Annotated in this window: 18 protein-coding genes; 13 read left to right on the top strand and 5 right to left on the bottom strand. The window is 60.6% G+C overall.

The annotated features are described in order from the left end of the window. Positions 1-57 precede the first annotated feature (57 nt). The 6 genes from HF949_RS17120 to HF949_RS17095 all read left to right on the top strand — a co-directional run bounded on the left by HF949_RS17120 (position 58) and on the right by HF949_RS17095 (position 5,673). Complete coding sequence (locus HF949_RS17120) at positions 58-981, top strand: carbohydrate ABC transporter permease (protein WP_292897237.1); 924 nt, start codon at positions 58-60, stop codon at positions 979-981. A 13-nt stretch (positions 982-994) separates the two neighbouring features. After that, positions 995-1,834 carry a carbohydrate ABC transporter permease gene (locus HF949_RS17115; RefSeq protein WP_292897235.1) on the top strand — a complete coding sequence of 280 codons (840 nt, stop codon included), beginning with the start codon at positions 995-997 and terminating at the stop codon, positions 1,832-1,834. Next, entirely contained in the window at positions 1,831-2,895 is a 1,065-nt protein-coding gene (locus HF949_RS17110; protein ID WP_292897233.1) for a Gfo/Idh/MocA family protein, read from the top strand. Before HF949_RS17115 ends, HF949_RS17110 begins: the two co-directional genes overlap by 4 nt. A 9-nt stretch (positions 2,896-2,904) precedes the next feature. Beyond that, positions 2,905-3,915 (top strand): ABC transporter ATP-binding protein, encoded by a 1,011-nt coding sequence (locus HF949_RS17105; protein ID WP_292897231.1) that lies wholly within the window; start codon positions 2,905-2,907, stop codon positions 3,913-3,915. Positions 3,916-4,117: 202 nt separating this feature from the next. Next, positions 4,118-4,798 (top strand): GntR family transcriptional regulator, encoded by a 681-nt coding sequence (locus HF949_RS17100; protein ID WP_292897229.1) that lies wholly within the window; start codon positions 4,118-4,120, stop codon positions 4,796-4,798. 110 nt (positions 4,799-4,908) lie between these two features. Further along, positions 4,909-5,673 carry an isocitrate lyase/PEP mutase family protein gene (locus HF949_RS17095; RefSeq protein WP_292897227.1) on the top strand — a complete coding sequence of 255 codons (765 nt, stop codon included), beginning with the start codon at positions 4,909-4,911 and terminating at the stop codon, positions 5,671-5,673. A gap of 10 nt (positions 5,674-5,683) precedes the next feature. On the opposite strand, the gene HF949_RS17090 is transcribed toward HF949_RS17095, so the two are convergent. Beyond that, positions 5,684-6,535: a MurR/RpiR family transcriptional regulator gene (locus HF949_RS17090; protein WP_292897225.1), complete on the bottom strand. Its 852-nt coding sequence runs from the start codon at positions 6,533-6,535 to the stop codon at positions 5,684-5,686. Positions 6,536-6,660: 125 nt separating this feature from the next. Here HF949_RS17090 and HF949_RS17085 point away from each other — a divergent pair, with 125 nt between their 5' ends. The 7 genes from HF949_RS17085 to HF949_RS17055 all read left to right on the top strand — a co-directional run bounded on the left by HF949_RS17085 (position 6,661) and on the right by HF949_RS17055 (position 14,470). Next, a complete protein-coding gene (locus HF949_RS17085; protein ID WP_292897223.1) occupies positions 6,661-7,461 on the top strand; it encodes an N-formylglutamate amidohydrolase in 801 nt (266 codons plus the stop codon). A 66-nt stretch (positions 7,462-7,527) separates the two neighbouring features. Further along, the gene (locus HF949_RS17080) at positions 7,528-8,037 is read left to right on the top strand and encodes a TRAP transporter small permease subunit (protein ID WP_292897221.1); all 510 of its coding nucleotides are present in this window, start codon (positions 7,528-7,530) and stop codon (positions 8,035-8,037) included. Continuing rightward, complete coding sequence (locus HF949_RS17075) at positions 8,034-9,356, top strand: TRAP transporter large permease (protein ID WP_292897219.1); 1,323 nt, start codon at positions 8,034-8,036, stop codon at positions 9,354-9,356. Before HF949_RS17080 ends, HF949_RS17075 begins: the two co-directional genes overlap by 4 nt. A gap of 91 nt (positions 9,357-9,447) precedes the next feature. Continuing rightward, positions 9,448-10,500, top strand: a complete 1,053-nt coding sequence (locus HF949_RS17070; RefSeq protein ID WP_229448310.1) for a TRAP transporter substrate-binding protein — start codon at positions 9,448-9,450, stop codon at positions 10,498-10,500. Positions 10,501-10,570: 70 nt separating this feature from the next. Further along, entirely contained in the window at positions 10,571-11,938 is a 1,368-nt protein-coding gene (locus tag HF949_RS17065; protein WP_292897217.1) for a glutamine synthetase family protein, read from the top strand. Position 11,939: 1 nt separating this feature from the next. Continuing rightward, the gene (locus HF949_RS17060) at positions 11,940-13,328 is read left to right on the top strand and encodes an aldehyde dehydrogenase family protein (protein ID WP_292897215.1); all 1,389 of its coding nucleotides are present in this window, start codon (positions 11,940-11,942) and stop codon (positions 13,326-13,328) included. Next, positions 13,325-14,470: an iron-containing alcohol dehydrogenase gene (locus HF949_RS17055; protein ID WP_292897213.1), complete on the top strand. Its 1,146-nt coding sequence runs from the start codon at positions 13,325-13,327 to the stop codon at positions 14,468-14,470. The genes HF949_RS17060 and HF949_RS17055 overlap by 4 nt, the downstream gene beginning before the upstream one ends. Before the next feature lie 65 nt (positions 14,471-14,535). On the opposite strand, the gene HF949_RS17050 is transcribed toward HF949_RS17055, so the two are convergent. The 4 genes from HF949_RS17050 to puuE are packed head-to-tail and all read right to left on the bottom strand — an operon-like array spanning position 14,536 to position 17,918. After that, positions 14,536-15,135, bottom strand: coding sequence for a nucleoside deaminase (locus HF949_RS17050; RefSeq protein WP_292897211.1), 600 nt, complete (start codon positions 15,133-15,135; stop codon positions 14,536-14,538). Further along, a complete protein-coding gene (locus HF949_RS17045; protein ID WP_292897209.1) occupies positions 15,132-15,632 on the bottom strand; it encodes an ureidoglycolate lyase in 501 nt (166 codons plus the stop codon). Before HF949_RS17045 ends, HF949_RS17050 begins: the two co-directional genes overlap by 4 nt. Next, a complete protein-coding gene (locus tag HF949_RS17040; RefSeq protein WP_292897207.1) occupies positions 15,629-16,465 on the bottom strand; it encodes a bifunctional allantoicase/(S)-ureidoglycine aminohydrolase in 837 nt (278 codons plus the stop codon). The genes HF949_RS17045 and HF949_RS17040 overlap by 4 nt, the downstream gene beginning before the upstream one ends. 16 nt (positions 16,466-16,481) lie before the next feature. Beyond that, on the bottom strand, positions 16,482-17,918 hold the full coding sequence (gene puuE / locus HF949_RS17035; protein ID WP_292897205.1) for an allantoinase PuuE: 1,437 nt from the start codon (positions 17,916-17,918) through the stop codon (positions 16,482-16,484). Positions 17,919-17,988 lie beyond the last annotated feature (70 nt).

The raw sequence follows: 17,988 nt of genomic DNA, 5'->3' as shown, positions 1-17,988 counted from the left end.
CTCTGAACAAAACCGGGTCCGCCTTTCGCGCGGGCCCGGATCATAGAGAGACGTTCCATGTCCCAAGCGACAAAGAAGCCCCGACGCTGGCACATTGCCGTGTTTCTGGCCCCTGCCGTTCTGATCTACACGGCGATCATGATCATCCCGCTGTTCAGCACGTTGCAACTTGCTCTCTACAGCGAGGTGGAAAATAGCCAGGTCTTTGTCGGCCTTCAGAATTTCCGGGCCCTGTTCGGAGATCCGCAATGGTCGGATCAGTTCTGGAACGCGCTCAAGAACAACACCTGGTTCTTCATCGTGCACATGATCGTGCAGAACCCGATCGGCATTCTGCTTGCGGCGCTTCTTTCCAGCCCGCGGCTGCGCATGCGCTCGTTCTATCGCACGGCCATCTTCATACCGACGATCCTCTCCTTCGTGATTGCCGGCTTCGCCTGGAAGCTCATCCTGAGCCCGCTCTGGGGCGTGGCGCCGAACCTCCTTGATCTCGTTGGCCTCAAAAGCCTTTTCCAGCCGTGGCTTGGCAAGGAAGCCTATGCATTGACCACGCTGGCGCTCATCTCGGTCTGGCAGTTCGTCGGCATTCCGATGATGCTGATCTATGCAGCGCTTCTTTCCATTCCCGACGAGCTTCTCGAAGCCGCCGAGTGCGACGGCATCACCGGCATGTCACAGTTCTGGAAGGTAAAGCTGCCACTGATCCTGCCGGCCATCGGCATTATCTCGATCCTGACCTTTGTTGGCAATTTCAACGCCTTCGACCTGATCTACGCCACGCAGGGCGCGCTGGCGGGGCCGGATTTCTCAACCGATATTCTTGGCACGTTCATGTTCCGCACCTTCTTCGGCTTCCAGCTTCAGCTTGGCGACCCGAATCTTGGCGCGGCGATTGCCACTGCCATGTTCGCCATCATTCTCATCGGCGTGTCGATCTATCTGTTCGGCATCCAGACGCGGCTGCGCCGCTACCAGTTCTGAGCGGGAGAAACCGATGAGCACAGCCAGGCATTCCCCCGTTCGTTCCATTGCCGCCCACGCGGTTCTGGCGACATACACGATAATCGCGCTCTTTCCGGTGTTCGTCATCGTCATCAACGCCTTCAAGTCGCGCAAGGCGATCTTCCGTACACCGCTGGAGCTTCCCAATGCGGACACCTTCAGCCTGGTCGGCTTCGAAACAGTTCTGAAACAGGGCGATTTCCTGCTCTATTTCCAGAACAGCTTCATCGTGACGGTGGTGTCGCTCTTCATGGTGCTCCTGTTTGGGGCCATGGCTGCCTTCGCGCTTGCCGAATACCGCTTCAAGGGCAATTCGCTGATGGGCCTTTACCTGGCGCTTGGCATCATGATCCCGATCCGGCTCGGCACGGTGGCGATCCTGCAGATGATGGCCGCCTCCGGCCTCGTCAACACGCTCACCTCGCTGATCCTCGTCTACACGGCGCAGGGCCTGCCGCTCGCTGTCTTCATCCTGTCGGAGTTCATGCGGCAGGTGTCCGATGATCTGAAGAATGCCGGTCGCATCGACGGGCTTAGCGAGTACCGCATCTTCTTCCGCCTCGTCCTGCCGCTGGTGCGGCCCGCAATGGCGACGGTCGCGGTTTTCACCATGATCCCAATCTGGAACGATCTCTGGTTCCCGCTGATCCTGGCGCCGGCCGAGGCAACAAAAACCATCACGCTCGGCGCGCAGGTCTTCATCGGCCAGTTCGTCACCAACTGGAATGCGGTTCTGGCGGCACTCTCGCTCGCCATCCTGCCGGTGCTGATCCTCTATCTGATCTTTTCGCGCCAGCTGATCCGCGGCATTACCTCGGGAGCGGTGAAATGAGCGCGCAGGAAAAGCCGGTCCGGGTGCTGGTTGCAGGCCTCGGCAATATGGGCATGAGCCATGCGCTCGCCTATCACGCCAATCCCGGTTTCGAAATCGTGGGGCTCGTGAGCCGCTCAAAACCGGATCTGCCGGATGCGCTGAAGGGCTATCGACACTCGACCAATTTCGAAGAGACGCTGACCGAAACACGACCGGATCTGGCTTCAATCAACACCTATTCGGACAGCCATGCCCCCTATGCCATTGCGGCCATGGAAGCGGGTGCGCATGTTTTCGTCGAAAAGCCGCTTGCAACGAATGTTGCCGATGCAAGGCGCGTGGTGGAGACGGCGACAACGCACAAGCGCAAGCTCGTGGTGGGGTACATCCTGCGCCATCACCCCTCCTGGGTGAAACTGATCGAGGAGGCGCGCGGACTTGGCGGTCCTTACGTGTTCCGGCTCAACCTCAACCAGCAATCCTCCGGTCCCACCTGGATGACCCACAAGCAGCTCATGCAGACGACACCACCCATCGTCGACTGCGGCGTGCACTATGTGGACGTGATGTGCCAGATCACCGATGCGAAGCCGGTCAAGGTGCGCGGCATGGGCGTCCGGCTTTCAGACGAGATCGCCTCCGACATGTACAATTACGGACATTTCCAGGTGATGTTCGACGATGGTTCGGTCGGCTGGTACGAGGCCGGCTGGGGTCCGATGATGTCGGAGACCGCCTTCTTCGTGAAGGATATCGTTTCACCGAATGGCTGCGTCTCCATCGTCATGGACGAAGGCGCGAAGTCGGACGATATCGACGCACACACGCAGACATCGCGCATACGCATTCACAGAGCCGAGACAGATGCCGGGGGGCGTTTCGCCCATGAGGACACGCTCCTGTCCATGGAAGGCGAACCGGGGCATCAGGAACTGTGCGACCGCGAACAGGCCTTCGTCCTGAAAGCCATCCGCGAAAACCTCGACCTTTCACGGCACATGAATGACGCCGTGCAATCCCTCAACATCTGCCTCGCCGCCGACGAAAGCGTGCGAAGCGGCAAGGAAATCGAACTCTAGGACGAAACCGTGGGCTCACTTGCACTCAAGAACATCACCAAGTCGTTCGGCCAGGTCGACGTCATCAAGGGCGTGGACCTCCAGGTTCAGGACGGCGAATTCGTCATCTTTGTCGGCCCGTCCGGCTGTGGCAAATCCACCCTTCTGCGCATCATCGCCGGGCTTGAAGACGCCAGCGGCGGGAGCGTGGAGATCGACGGTTCAGAGGTGAGCTCGACGCCACCGTCGAAGCGCGGCATCGCCATGGTGTTCCAGACCTATGCGCTCTATCCGCACCTGACCGTGCGTGACAATATGAGCCTCGGCCTGAAACAGGCGAAACACCCGGCCGCCCACATTGCCGAGCGCGTGGATTTTGCCTCGAAGATGCTGTCGCTCGAACCCTATCTCGACCGGCGGCCGGCAGAGCTTTCAGGCGGCCAGCGCCAGCGCGTTGCCATCGGCCGCGCCGTGGTGCGCAAGCCCAAGCTCTTTCTGTTCGACGAGCCGCTCTCCAATCTCGATGCCGCACTGCGCGTCAACACGCGGCTTGAAATCGCGCGCCTGCACCGCGAACTGGGCGCGACCATGGTCTATGTAACCCATGATCAGACCGAAGCGATGACGCTGGCAGACCGCATTGTCGTTCTGAATGGCGGAAAGATCGAGCAGGTGGGCACGCCCATGGAGCTCTACAACGATCCGGCGAACCTCTTCGTTGCCGGTTTCATCGGCTCGCCTCAGATGAATTTCATTGAGGCCAGCCATCTCTCCCGTGGAGATGCCAGGACAATCGGCATCCGCCCCGAGCACATTTCACTCGTGCCTTCGGGCGGAGACATTTCCGGCCGCGTCTCGCACATCGAGCACCTGGGTGCGGACACAAATGTCTATCTCGACTGCGGTGCCGCAGGCCTGATCTGTGCGCGGCTGTTCGGCGAACAGAATTTCGAAATTGACAGCACCGTGCACGCGAAGTTCGACGATAACCGTGTCTTCCGTTTCGACGACCAGGGACAGGCAATCCGCCAGACCAGCTGAGAATGATGAACATAGAAAGACGGCGAATTCCTGTGGCCGCCTCCAGAAAACACTGTATCATTTTGCGACGAAATCATGTGATTTAAAGCATCCGCATGGCTGGAAACCTTGCAACACTGGAAAAGCGCGCTTAGTCGATCGTTAGCTGATACGCACAGAAGCTGTATCGGCAAAAGCGAGACCGACGAGGGGTGGCACGGTGATGGAAGGCGAATTCGTTCCGGTATCCAGACGCGTCACCATACAGGATGGTGTCTACCAGCAGCTTCGCCACGCGCTGATGGTCGGCCGCTTCGATCCAGGCCAGACGCTCACCATAGCATCTCTGGCGGACAGTTTTGGCACCAGCCACATGCCGGTGCGGGAGGCGCTACGTCGCCTGGCCGCAGAAAACGCGCTGGAAATCGCCGCCAATGGCTCGGCATGTGTTCCCGCCATAAGCAAGGCCCGGCTCGACGATCTCTGCCGCGCGCGCATCGCCGTCGAGGGCCTGGCCGCGGAGCTCGCGACCCCAAACTGCAGTGAGGCTGACATCACGGCGCTGGAAGAACTGGTGAAAGCGCACGAGACATCAAGTCACGAGGAAAGCATCTACACGATGCTGGTGAAGAACCAGGAGTTTCACTTCACACTGTACCAGAGCTCCGGCTCTGAGGTGTTGATGCAGCTGGCCGAGACGTTGTGGCTGCGTTTCGGCCCCTATATGCGCATGCTGACACGTCATCTGGAGCCAGCCCTGCGCTCACGCGAAGGCGAAACCTACACGCGCCACCATCACGACATTATCTTGGCACTGCGCAAACGCGATGCTGCGGGCGTGTGCGACGCCATCAGCCAGGATATCAAGGCGACCCAAACGCTGCTTCGTCCGCTTTGTGACTGATCGGGCTTTGTGGCAACTGGCCTGCGGCACAGCGCGCTTTGGAGCAAGCGTGCAGCCAAAGAATGTGAAAAGCTGAAGCCAGATCCATCCCATTCTTATGGAGACCGGGCATGCAACAGACCGACAAGGCTCGCACCTTCCACGCTCTTCACGTCAAAGGCAGTCCTCTCATCCTCTATAATACTTGGGACGCAGGTTCGGCGGCAGCGGTAGCCGAGGCTGGCGCAAAGGCCCTTGCGACCGGAAGCTGGTCGGTCGCCGCCGCCCATGGTTATGGCGATGGCGAGAAAATCCCCGTCGAGTTCCTGGCTCAGGTGGCCCGTCGCATCGTGGAGACGGTCGACCTGCCCCTCTCTGTCGACTTCGAAGGTGCCTATGCAACCGATCCACAAGGTGCTGCAGACAATGTCTCGCGCATTCTCGACGCGGGTGCGGTGGGCATCAATTTCGAGGATCAGATCGTCGGTGGCAGCGGCCTGCATACGATCGCCGATCAGGCAAAACGTATTGCAGCCATCCGGGCCATGGCGGAGGCACGCGGCGTGCCGCTTTTCATCAATGCGCGAACCGATCTTTTCCTCAAAGAGAGTGACCGTGGCCGTCATTCACACCTGATCGCCGAAGCCAGGGAGCGCGCGAAGGCTTTTGCGGACGCGGGCGCCAGCGGTTTCTTCGCCCCAGCCTTGGTGGACGAGGTGCTGATTGAGGACCTTTGCGATGCCGCACCGCTGCCCGTCAACATCATGGCCTTGAAGAGCGCGCCGGATGCCGCGACACTTGGGCGGCTGGGAGTGGCCCGTATCAGCCACGGCCCCGGGCCATACCGGTCGGCCATGGCGTGGCTGAAGGATGCGGCGGCAGCCGTGTACGGGTAGAACTGCCGGTTCAGTCCCCTGCAGGCGGTTTATTCCAGTGAATGTGCTCCAACGCCTGGATGCGTTCCCGGGCCGTATCCCAATCTCCGTGGGTTACACGGTCTACAATAGCCTCCACCAGCGCCAGCAGAACAACGCCCGAATCCCACGTTCGGCCTGAGTCGATGGCGCAGGGCAGGACAACCTTTGCATAGCGCGAAATCGGTGACAGCCAGCTATCGGTGATCAATACGATGCGCGCTTTGCGTTCGCATAAAAGCTCGCTCAGATGCACCAGATCGCGCTGATAGCGACGGATATCGAACAACACCACCACGTCACCCGCCTTCACGTCGAGCAACTGATCGTCCCAGGTAGAGGTCTGGTCCTGAAAGCGGCGCACATTGGGTCGCACAATGCGCAGATGCGAAGCCATATAGCGCGCTATCGCATCGCTGAAACGCCCACCCAGTGTGTAGCAGGCAGTCTTGGGATCGGACAGCAACGCACACGCGGCTTCGAACTCGCTTTCAGGAATTGCCTCAAGCGTGGCCTGAATATTGGCGGTGGCCCGGGAGAAATAGGAGCCGAGTGCCGATCCATCCAGATTGCGCGCTGCAGAGCTGTCTCCTTTGTCCAGGGGCGAGAGCAACTCCGCCTGAATTTCAGTACGCAGGGCGCGTTGAAACTCCGGATAACCGGAAAAGCCGAGCCGCGACACGAAGCGCAGAACCGTCGGCGCACTCGTGCCGGCCAGACCGGCAAACTCGGCAACCGTGGAAAGGCCGCTGCTCGGATAGTTGGCGAGAAACGTGTGGGCCACCTTGCGTTCTGCATCGGTCATCTGACCGAGCGCCCCATGCACAAGCTCTTTCGTCCCCAAACGCCATTCTCCTGCCGGTGCCAACTTCACGTCCGTAATAAAAATTACACAATTGACAAATTCTCTGCAATGCTAATCAATATTACAAATCTACCGCAAGGCACGGGCGGGTGTGTGGAGGTTTGATGGTCAGAGCGCTACTTGACCCATCCGAGGGCGAACCGTTTGAGATCGAGCGCGCCGATGGGCAGTCGCCCGTCATCTTCGTTTGTGAGCATGCCTCACGCACAATGCCCCGTTCACTCTCCGGTCTTGGCGCGAAGGCTGACACGCTAACCAGCCACGCTGCATGGGATATTGGAGCTTTGGCTACGGCTCAAAAACTCTCCGCCCTGCTGGACGCTCCCCTTATCCATCAGCGTTTCTCACGGCTCGTCTACGACTGCAATCGCCCCCCGGATGCGCGGGATGCAATCCCGGAGAGGAGCGAGATTCATGCCATCCCGGGAAACCGCAATCTTTCCGACGAAGCGCGCCGACAGCGTGTCGCAGAGATCTACGAGCCTTTTCGTCAAGCGCTTGCGGAGCTCATCGCTGCGCGAACGGCTCCATCCAGACAGCCGGTCATCGTCACAATCCATTCCTTCACCCGCGTTTATTTCGGCATCGCCCGGCATCGCGCGATCGGACTCCTGCACGACCGGGACCGCAGGCTCGCGGACGCCATGCTGCAACTGGCAGAAGAGCAAGGCATCTCCAATGCAATGCGCAATTATCCCTATGGGCCGGATGACGGGGTAACGCACACTCTGCGCCTGCATGCAGTCCAGTACGGCCTGCTCAACGTCATGATCGAATATTGCAGCGATCTGATCGACACTGAACTCGGGCAGGATGAATGGGCAAGGCGCACGGCAAGGCTGCTTGAGACGGCACTGGAGCGCTTTCATATCGACATACATGCAGCCGGACCACAACAAGCCTGACAAGAACAGGGCCGGCAAGTCACCAGAGCGGGAAGACAGAGGAGATAAAATGGGAGACGGGAAGCGATGCCGAACGCCATAAGGCGCTATGTGCGTCTGATCGATCGCACAAACCACTATGTGGGTCTGGTGGTCATGTACATGATCTTCCTGATGATTGGCATACTGCTCTATTCGTCGATTATGAAGACCGTGGCCATTCCGCCTCTGTGGACACTGGAAATGGCCCAGTTCGCCATGGTTGCCTATTACATGGTCGGCGGCGGCTGGGCGTTGCAGAACGACGCGCACGTGCGTATGGACCTGATCTATGCACGCTGGTCGCCCCGCACGAAGGCGCTTGTCGATTCCATCACCGTTCTGTTCCTGATCTTCTATCTCTCCCTGCTGCTCTATGGCGGGTTTTCGTCCACCTCCTATGCGCTGAAGTACGGTGAGACCAGCTATTCGGCCTGGTCGCCCTACATGGCGCCCATCAAGATCATCATGTGCATCGGCATCGCGCTGACACTGCTTCAGGCGGTGGCCCAACTCTTCAAGGATGTGGCGCGGGTGCGTGGGGAGGAGCTGTCATGAGCTATGAGTTGACAGCGATCCTGATGTTCACCGGCATGATGGGCCTGCTCCTGACGGGCCAGCGCGTCTTTGGCGCCATCGGCTTCATTGCCGTGGCCTTCGCGCTTCTGCTGTGGGGCACGGGCGGATCCGAGATCGCCTTTTCCGCCGCCATGAAGCTGATGAAATGGTACGCGCTGCTGACGCTCCCGCTCTTCATCTACATGGGTTACATGCTGTCGGAATCGGGCATTGCCGACGATCTCTACAAGATGTTCCATGTCTGGTTCGGCCCGGTGCGCGGCGGGCTTGCCATCGGCACGATCGCACTCATGGTCGTCATCTCTGCCATGAACGGCCTCTCCGTCGCCGGCATGGCCATCGGTGCAACCATCGCCCTGCCGGAACTCCTCAGACGCGGCTACGACAAGATCATGGTGACGGGTGTTATCCAGGCCGGCTCATCGCTCGGCATTCTCGTCCCGCCCAGCGTGGTGCTGGTGCTTTACGCCATGATCGCGCGCCAGCCGGTCGGCCAGCTCTGGCTTGCCGGTGTTTTTCCGGGCCTGCTCATGGCCGGGCTTTTCATTCTCTACATCGCGGTCCGCTGCTGGCTGCAGCCCAGTCTCGGGCCCGTGCTTCCTGCCGAAGAGCGCCGCATCCCCATGTCGGAAAAGCTCAAACTCCTGTCCGCTGGCATTCTTCCTTTCATGATATTCTTCCTGATGACCGGGCTTTTCGTCATGGGCGTCACCAGCCTTGTCGAAAGCTCTGCCATCGGTGCGGTTTCGGCGACCGCCGCTGCCGCCATTCGCGGCCGCCTCACATTGAAGGTGATCCACGACACGGTGCGCAAGACACTTTCGGTCTCGTGCATGTTCATGTGGATCATCCTGGCCGCGCTGTGCTTCGGCGCGGTGTTTGACGGTCTGGGTGCCGTGAGGGCCATCGAGGGATTCTTCCTCGATCAGCTCGGACTTTCTCCCTGGGAAGTACTGATCCTTATGCAGCTTTCCTACCTGATCATGGGCATGTTCCTGGACGATACGGCCATGCTGGTCATCGTCGCGCCGCTCTATGTGCCGCTCGTGAAGCTGCTTGGCTTCGACCTCATCTGGTATGGCGTGCTCTACACGATCACCTGCCAGATCGCCTACATGACCCCGCCCTTCGGCTACAATCTGTTCCTGATGCGGGCCATGGCGCCGCCGGAGATCAGGCTCGGAGACATCTACCGATCCATTGTGCCCTTTGTAGCGGTGATGGTGTTCGCCTTGATCATCGTCATGGTCTTTCCGCAGATCGCGCTATGGCTCCCGCAACATGTTTATGCGCGCTGAACCCAGACAAACAAGGAGGTGACGACCAGAACAAGCCTGCGGCAATGCCCGGCAACCATGACCGGGACAACAACCAGAGGAGTGAACGAAGATGCAAAACAGACGCGACTTTCTGAAGAAAGCGGGCATGGCATCGGCGGCTGCAGCCGGGACCACGGCCCTTGCAACGCCCTATGTTCATGCGCAAAGCCCGATCCGCTGGCGGCTGCAGACCTATGCCGGCGCCGCCCTTGCCGAACATGTCGTCAAACCGGCCATCGACGCCTTCAACAAGGCAGCCAATGGCGAGATGGAAATCGAGCTCTACTATGCCGACCAGCTCGTACCGACGGGTGAGCTTTTCCGCGCCATGCAGAACGGCACCATCGACGCCGTGCAATCGGACGACGATTCCATGGCAGCACCGGTCGATGTGTCGGTTTTCGGCGGCTATTTCCCCTTTGCCACGCGCTATTCGCTCGATGTGCAGGCGCTCTTCTACAAGCATGGCCTGGCCGAGATATGGGAAGAGGCCTATGGCGAGGTCGAAGGTGTGACATGGCTTTCGGCGGGGTCATGGGACCCCTGCCACTTCAACACCAAGGAGCCGATCAAGAGCCTTGAAGACCTGAAGGGCAAGCGTGTCTTCACCTTCCCGACCGCCGGCAAGTTCCTTTCCCGCTTCGGTGTCGTGCCCGTCACGCTGCCATGGGAAGACGTGGAAGTGGCGGTGCAGACGGGCGAGCTCGACGGCATCGCCTGGTCGGGCATCACCGAGGACTACACGGTGGGCTGGGCCGACGTGACGCCCTACCTGCTCACCAACAACATCTGCGGTGCCTGGGTTGGTTCGTTCTTTGCCAATTCCGACCGCTGGAACGAGGTGCCCGACCATCTGAAGCAGCTCTTTCGGCTGGCGATGGATTCTTCCCACTATTACCGACTGCACTGGTATTGGGCGGGTGAAGCGGATCTGCGTGTCAATGGCGGAAAGATGGAGCTGACCACCATTCCCGACGCCGAATGGGCGACCGTGGAAGCCGAGGCGGAAAAGTTCTGGGACGAGATCGCTGCCGAAGGCGGGCGCAAGGAGCGTGTGGTGAAAATCCTGCGCGACTATCGCACCCTGATGCAGAAAGCCGGTCCGCCCTATCGCTACGGCTGAGCAAAGAAAGAAAATTGGCCCCGGTTCTACCTCCGGGGCCATATCCAAAACCACCGACAGGACGAATTGAATGGCGGGCAAACTGACTTTGGAAAGCCTCAAGGCGGCAGCGGAGGCCGGCGAGATCGACACGGTGCTCGTGGCGCTGGTCGATATGCAGGGGCGCCTGATGGGCAAGCGTTTCCACGTGGACTTCTTCCTCGAAAGCGCATTCGAGGAAACCCATAGCTGCAACTATCTGCTCGCCACCGACATGGAAATGTTCACGGTCGAAGGTTATCGCGCGACGAGCTGGTCGGCGGGCTATGGCGATTACACGATGAAGCCGGACCTCTCGACCCTGCGGCGTATTCCCTGGCTGGAGGGCACGGCCCTGGTCCTGTGCGACGTGCTCGACCATCACACACACGATGACGTGCCCCATTCGCCACGCGCCATCCTGAAAAAGCAGGTCGCGCGACTGGAAGCCATGGGCATGAAGGCGATGATGGCCTCGGAACTGGAGTTCTTCCTGTTCCGCGACACATTCGAGGAGGCCGCCGCCAAGGGCTACCGCGGGCTGGAGCGCATCAGCACCTACAATGAGGATTACCATATCTTCCAGACCACCAAGGAGGAGGATGTAATGCGGGCGATCCGCAACGGCCTCAACGGCGCGGATGTGCCGGTGGAAAACTCCAAGGGCGAGGCCGATGCCGGGCAGGAGGAAATCAACGTCCGCTACACGGACGCGCTCACCATGGCCGACCGCCATGCGATCGTGAAGAATGGCTGTAAGGAGATCGCCTGGAAGGCCGGCCGCGCCATCAGCTTTATGGCCAAATGGGACGACAACGCCGCCGGCAATTCCTCGCATGTCCATCAGTCGCTATGGACGCTGGATGGCAAGCCGCTCTTTTTCGACCCGTCGGGCGAGCACGGCATGTCGGACATGATGAAGCATTATATGGCGGGTCTGCTCACCCACGGCGGCGAAATCACCTATTTTCTCGCGCCCTACATCAATTCCTACAAACGCTTTGCGGCCGGCACCTTCGCCCCAACCAAGGCGATCTGGTCGTTCGACAACCGCACGGCGGGCTATCGCGTCTGCGGCGAGGACACGAAAGCGGTGCGCGTGGAATGCCGGGTCGGCGGCGCCGACCTGAACCCCTATCTTGCCTTCGCGGCCCTGATCGCGGCAGGCATTGATGGCATCGAAAACAAGAAAGAGCTGGAGCCGGCCTTTGTCGGCGACGCGTATGAGGGCAAAGGGATCCGCGAGATCCCCAAGACCCTGCGCGATGCCGCCACCGCGCTCGACGGTTCAAAAATGCTGCGTGCGGCCTTTGGTGACGACGTTGTCGATCACTATGTCCACGCAGCCCGCTGGGAACAATCCGAATATGACCGCCGCGTCACCGACTGGGAGGTCAGGCGCGGTTTTGAGAGAGCATGACATGACGAAAACCCTGCAATGCATTTCCCCCATCGACGGATCGGTTTTTGCCGAGCGACCCGTGATGGACCCCGACAAGGCGGCCAAGCTTCTCGCCAATGCCCGCCAGGCGCAGAAAGCGTGGGCGGCGCGCGCCCTCGATGAACGCATCGCGCTCGTGAACGCCGGTGTATCCCGCCTCAACGAGATGAAAGACGAGGTGGTGCCGGAGCTTGCCCACATGATGGGCCGCCCGGTGCGCTATGGTGGCGAGTTCGGCGGCATGAACGAGCGCTCCGCCTATATGGCCGAGATTGCCGAGCGTGCCCTCGCACCCATCGTTCTGGAAGACTCGGAAAGCTTCGCGCGCCGCATCGAACGCGTACCCCACGGGTTGGTCGGCGTCATCGCGCCGTGGAACTATCCCTACATGACGGCGATGAACACCATCGTTCCCGCCCTCATCGCGGGCAATGCCGTCGCCGTCAAACACGCCACGCAGACGCTGCTGGTGGGTGAGCGCATCGTGCGCGCCTTCCATGAAGCAGGTATCCCCGAGGAACTGGTCGTCAACCTGTTCCTCGACCATGCCGGCACGGAAAAGCTGATCGGCGAGCGCACTTTCGGCTTCATCAATTTCACCGGCTCCGTCGGCGGTGGACGCGCCATCGAGCGCGCCGCAGCCGGAACCTTCACCGGGCTCGGGCTCGAACTCGGCGGCAAGGACCCCGCCTATGTGATGGACGATGCGGATATCGACTGGGCGGTCGATGTGCTGATGGACGGGGCGATGTTCAATGCCGGCCAGTGCTGCTGCGGCATCGAGCGCATCTATGTCGCGGAGAAGCATTTCGACGGCTTTGTCGAGAAATCCGTCGACTGGGTGGGCAAGCTGAAACTCGGTAATCCGCTGGACGAGGACACCACCATCGGTCCGATGGCCAACAAGCGGTTTGCAGCCGAAGTGCGCAGCCAGACCGAAGATGCGCTGGCGCAGGGCGCGAAGGCGCTGGTCGATCCGAAAGCGTTCCCCGAGGATGATGGCGGCACCTATCTCATGCCGCAGATCCTGGTGGACGTGAACCACCAGATGCGGGTGATGCGCGAAGAGAGTTTTGGCCCCGTCGTCGGCATCATGCCGGTGAAGAACGACGCCGAAGCGCTCGACCTCATGAACGATTGCGAATTCGGCCTCACCGCCTCGCTCTGGACCGCCGATCCCGACCGCGCGGCGGCTATCGGTGCAGACATCGAAACGGGCACCGTTTTCATGAACCGTGCCGACTATCTCGACCCGGCCCTTTGCTGGACCGGCTGCAAGAACACCGGGCGCGGTGGTGCGCTTTCCGAAATCGGCTACCACAATCTGACCCGCCCAAAATCCTACCACATGAGAAAGAAACAGGCATGAAGCTCGAAGGAAACTGGTCTTATCCCACCGCGGTACGGTTTGGCGCGGGGCGCATCAGGGAACTGGCCGAGGCCTGCAATGCAGCCGGAATTTCAAACCCGCTTCTGGTAACCGACCGGGGTCTTGCCGGCATGGACATCACGAAGAACGCGCTCGACATTCTGGAGGCCGCGGGCCTCGGGCGGGCCATGTTCTCGGAAGTCGATCCCAACCCGAATGACAAGAACCTCGAAGCCGGCGTGAAGGTTTTCAGGGATGGCGGTCATGATGGTGTGGTCGCATTTGGCGGCGGTTCGGGGCTCGATCTCGGCAAGCTGATCGCCTTCATGGCGGGTCAGACACGACCGGTCTGGGACTTCGAGGACATCGGCGACTGGTGGACCCGCGCGGATGCGTCGAAAATCGCACCAAACGTGGCCGTTCCCACGACAGCCGGCACCGGCTCGGAAGTGGGGCGTGCAGGCGTTGTCACGAACTCCCAAACCCATGTGAAGAAAATCATCTTCCATCCCAAGGTGCTCCCTTCGGTCGTGATCTGCGATCCGGAACTGACCGTGGGCATGCCCAAGGCAATCACCGCTGGCACCGGCATGGATGCCTTCGCGCACTGCCTCGAAGCCTATTGCTCGTCCTTCTACCATCCGATGAGCCAGGGCATCGCTCTTGAGGGGCTTCGGCTCGTGAAGGAATATCTCCCCCGTGCCTACCGCGATGGAAGCGACCTGGAGGCCCGCGCCCATATGATGAGCGCTGCCGCCATGGGTGCAGTTGCGTTTCAGAAGGGGCTTGGCGCCATCCATGCGATCTCGCACCCGGTCGGAGCGCTCTACAACACCCATCACGGCACGACGAATGCAGTGGTGATGCCGGCTGTGCTGAAACTCAATCGGCCGGAGATCGAGGAACGCATAGCTGCCGCCGCAGCCTATCTGGGCATTGCGGGCGGGTTTGACGGATTCTTCGATTTCGTGATGCAGCTCCGGGACGAACTCGGCATTCCCGACCGCCTCGGCGACATGGGTGTGGGCACGGACCGCATCGACGAGATGGTGGAAATGGCTCTGGAGGATCCGAGTGGTGGGGGCAACCCGGTCAAGCTGACCGCAGCCAACACGAAGGCGCTCTTCGAAGCCTGCATCTGAGGTCTGGCTGGGCGCTTGAGCGGAGAACGCTGACAGGCCACGGCGCAAGCTGCCCGCCACACCAGTCAATTCAGCGGAATGTCGTTCTCCGCCTTGCCGTCCTGATAGCGCTCGGAAAGCGCGGCATAGGCTGTGGAAAGCGCGGCAATTCGCGCTTTCACGATTTCCGCGTCAGCCTTCGGCAGCGCCGTAGCGAGAGCGGGCAGGGCGTAGCTTTTCCAGAAGGCGTTTTCGGCATTGTAACCGCCGGGCTCCAGCGTGAAAACTTCCTTCAAAATCTTCAGATCGTGCGGGATCGCAAACGCGTCGCGCGAATCCTCGTGGCTGAACAGATAATAGAAATTGTCGAAGCCGGTCCAGGTGATCGCCGATAGACACAGCGAGCAGGGCTCGTGGGTGGAGAGGAAAATGCAGTCCTTCGTATCGGGCCGTGCATCTATCGGGAGTTCGTAAAACCGCTTCAGCGTGTGCACCTCGCCATGCCAGAGCGGGTTTTCCAGCTCATTGTTGGTCTCGGCAAGCACCAGAGAAAGATCGCTTTTCTTCAGGATCGCCGCGCCGAAGAGCTTGTTGCCATGGGCGACGCCTTCTGCAGTTTTCGGCAGGATATCCTCTTCGATCACGTCGAGCAGCCGGTTGATGAGGTGAATGTCGGGGGCGGTCATGTGAGCGATGGCACCGTGATTTCAAAGGGGTCGGGGAAGTGGAATTCTTCCAGATTGTTGCCGTCTCCGCCACGGTCGACCACGACGAAATCCTGCGGTTCGCCGATGGGCGTCAGGACGCCATGCCATGTGCTGCGCGCATAGTTCACGCCCTGTCCGGGGCGGGTGATGAAGGCGCGGGGTTCGCCGGGTCGCCCGCTTTCATCCGGGCACACGATCACCAGAAAGGGCGCTCGCGAAAGCGGCATGAAGGCCTGGCTTCCAAGCGGGTGCCGCTCGACCATCGAAAGCCTGAGCGGCAGTGCATAGGGCGTGCCACGAAAGATATTGATCAGAACGCGGGCGTTCTCGCCCGCCGTCTCCACCGTCGCCAGATCGTGAAAGCGGCGGCACTTGTCGGCATTGATCAGGAAGCTTTCCGCGCCTTCGGTCTCGATCACGTCGCCGAATGGCGCGAAGGCTGTGCGTGTCAGTGTCTCGGCCTCGATCCGTTTCATCGCGCGAACCCGCCGGCGAGTTTTGCGTGCCGATTGACGTCCTTGTAGAGCAGGTAGCGGAAATTGCCCGGCCCGCCCGCATAACAGGCCTGCGGGCAGAAGGCGCGCAACCACATGAAATCGCCGGCTTCCACCTCCACCCAGTCCTGATTGAGCCGGTAGACGGCCTTGCCTTCCAGCACATAGAGACCGTGTTCCATGACATGCGTTTCGGCGAAGGGGATCACCGCGCCCGGCTCCAGCGTGACGATGGTTACATGCATGTCGTGGCGCAGATCGGCCGGATCGACAAAGCGTGTCGTTGCCCATTTCCCATCCGTTCCCGGCATGGGAGAGGGCGCGATATCGGCTTCATTCAGAAATAGCGGATCAGGCGCGTCGAGACCGGCGACAGGCTCATAGGCCTTGCGGATCCAGTGAAAGCGCGCGGGTGCATTTCCCCGGTTGTGAGCGGTCCAGCCACTCGATGGCGGCAGATAGGCGTAGCCGCCGGGCGTCATCTTGTGCGTTTCGCCGGCGATCTCGACGGTCAGCTCGCCCTCGACGATAAAAAGCACGCCTTCCGCGGTCTCATCGAGTTCCGCCCGGTCGCTGCCGCCGCCTGGTTCCACTTCCATGATGTATTGTGAAAACGTCTCGGCAAAACCGGAGAGCGGCCGCGCGATGATCCAGCAGCGCGTCTTCTCCCAGAACGGCAGCAGGCTTGTGACGATGTCCTGCATGACGCCCTTGGGTATCAGTGCATAGGCGTCGGTCAGAACCGCGCGATCTGTCAGGAGCTGGGTCTGCGGCGGGTGCCCGCCATGCGGTGCGTAGTAGGTGCGGGCGCTCATCTTCTTTGTCCTGATCTCACGCGGGAAGGATGTCGTTGAGCCGCAGCCGGGCGATCCGCTCCACCTGCCGACAGGCAGTGGCGAACTCCTCGTCGCGGCTGTTTTCAAGCCGGGCCTCGAACGCCCTCAATATACTGTCCCTGGTGTTGTCCTTGACGGCAATGATGAAGGGAAAGCCGAATTTCTCCGTATAGGCGGTGTTGAGCTCGGTGAAGCGCGCGCGTTCGCTGTCGGTCAGCGCATCGAGCCCGGCTGAGGCCTGCTCCCGGCTCGATTCTTGGGTCAGCCTTTTGGCCGCCGCCAGTTTTCCGGCCAGGTCTGGGTGGGCCCTTAGAACGCCAAGGCGTTCGTCTGCGCTGGCCGAGCGGAAGACACGTGCCAGAGCATTGGCAAGGCCGCCAGCCGTGTCATGCGCAGGGCCGAGCTCCAGCTTGGCCGCGCGCTCGGCGATCCACGGTGAGTGTTCGTAGATGCTGCCGAACCGTTCGATGAATTCCGGTTCGCTCATGCGGCTCGGGCGCAGGGCCGGCGCTTCATATGGGTGCTTTTCGCGCCAGTACCGGGCGATCTCGCCCCGTGTCGCCAGCCACACATGGTCGTGGCTTTTCACATAGTCTATGAAGCGCTGAAGGGCCGCGGCGCGTCCCGGCCTGCCTGCGAGCCGGCAATGAAGGCCGATGCTCATCATGCCCGGCCGGCCTGCTTCCCCCTCGGCATAAAGCGTGTCGAAGGCGTCTTTCAGATAGCTGAAAAACTGATCGCCCGAGTTGAAGCCCTGCGCCGTGGCAAAGCGCATGTCGTTTGCGTCGAGCGTATAGGGAATGACCAGCTGCGGCCGCGTGCCGTGCCCCTGTCCATCATGGTCGATCCAGTAGGGCAGGTCGTCGTCATAGGTGTCGGAAATCCAGTCGAACCCGCCTTCCTCGATGGCCAGTTTCACCGAGTTGACCGAGGTGCGGCCGAGGTAGAGGCCGCGCGGGCGCTCGCCTACCACTTCGGTGTGCAGCCGGATTGCCTCCAGAAGGTCGTCCCGCTCGCTTTTTTCCGTGTGAGCGCGGTAGTCGATCCATTTCAGACCGTGCGAGGCGATTTCCCAGCCGGCCTCCTGCATCGCTTCCACCTGTCCCGGGCTGCGGGCAAGCGCCGAAGCGACACCGAAAACCGTGACGGGCACACCGGCTGCCGTGAACATGCGGTGAAGCCGCCAAAAGCCGGACCGCGCGCCATACTCATAAATCGATTCCATATTCCAGTGGCGCATGCCGGGCCAGGGGGCCGCGCCCACCACTTCCGAAAGAAAGGCTTCCGAAGCCTCGTCGCCATGCAGAATGCAGTTTTCTCCGCCTTCCTCGTAATTGACGACGAACTGCACGGCGACCCTGGCACTGCCGGGCCAGTCGGCACTGGGTGGGGTCTGGCCATAGCCGATCATGTTTCTGAGGTAACGGGTCATGCAATCTGTCCGAAATTCGCTATTGGCAAGGATAATAGATGAAATGAGGAAGGGACTTTCCTGAAAAATT

Source organism: Nitratireductor sp. (assembly GCF_017794765.1).
Taxonomy (GTDB): Bacteria; Pseudomonadota; Alphaproteobacteria; order Rhizobiales; family Rhizobiaceae; genus Nitratireductor.
This window is presented reverse-complemented; position numbering and strand designations above follow the sequence as displayed.

Coding starts and splice junctions, on each gene's coding strand:
- HF949_RS17115 (WP_292897235.1), top strand. CDS start 995: ATGAGCACAGCCAGGCATTCCCCCGTTCGTTCCATTGCCGCCCACGCG.
- HF949_RS17040 (WP_292897207.1), bottom strand. CDS start 16,465: ATGAGCGCCCGCACCTACTACGCACCGCATGGCGGGCACCCGCCGCAG.
- HF949_RS17065 (WP_292897217.1), top strand. CDS start 10,571: ATGGCGGGCAAACTGACTTTGGAAAGCCTCAAGGCGGCAGCGGAGGCC.
- HF949_RS17095 (WP_292897227.1), top strand. CDS start 4,909: ATGCAACAGACCGACAAGGCTCGCACCTTCCACGCTCTTCACGTCAAA.
- HF949_RS17100 (WP_292897229.1), top strand. CDS start 4,118: ATGGAAGGCGAATTCGTTCCGGTATCCAGACGCGTCACCATACAGGAT.
- HF949_RS17110 (WP_292897233.1), top strand. CDS start 1,831: ATGAGCGCGCAGGAAAAGCCGGTCCGGGTGCTGGTTGCAGGCCTCGGC.
- HF949_RS17060 (WP_292897215.1), top strand. CDS start 11,940: ATGACGAAAACCCTGCAATGCATTTCCCCCATCGACGGATCGGTTTTT.
- HF949_RS17070 (WP_229448310.1), top strand. CDS start 9,448: ATGCAAAACAGACGCGACTTTCTGAAGAAAGCGGGCATGGCATCGGCG.
- HF949_RS17045 (WP_292897209.1), bottom strand. CDS start 15,632: ATGAAACGGATCGAGGCCGAGACACTGACACGCACAGCCTTCGCGCCA.
- HF949_RS17120 (WP_292897237.1), top strand. CDS start 58: ATGTCCCAAGCGACAAAGAAGCCCCGACGCTGGCACATTGCCGTGTTT.
- HF949_RS17075 (WP_292897219.1), top strand. CDS start 8,034: ATGAGCTATGAGTTGACAGCGATCCTGATGTTCACCGGCATGATGGGC.
- HF949_RS17055 (WP_292897213.1), top strand. CDS start 13,325: ATGAAGCTCGAAGGAAACTGGTCTTATCCCACCGCGGTACGGTTTGGC.
- HF949_RS17050 (WP_292897211.1), bottom strand. CDS start 15,135: ATGACCGCCCCCGACATTCACCTCATCAACCGGCTGCTCGACGTGATC.
- HF949_RS17080 (WP_292897221.1), top strand. CDS start 7,528: ATGCCGAACGCCATAAGGCGCTATGTGCGTCTGATCGATCGCACAAAC.
- HF949_RS17085 (WP_292897223.1), top strand. CDS start 6,661: ATGGTCAGAGCGCTACTTGACCCATCCGAGGGCGAACCGTTTGAGATC.
- puuE (WP_292897205.1), bottom strand. CDS start 17,918: ATGACCCGTTACCTCAGAAACATGATCGGCTATGGCCAGACCCCACCC.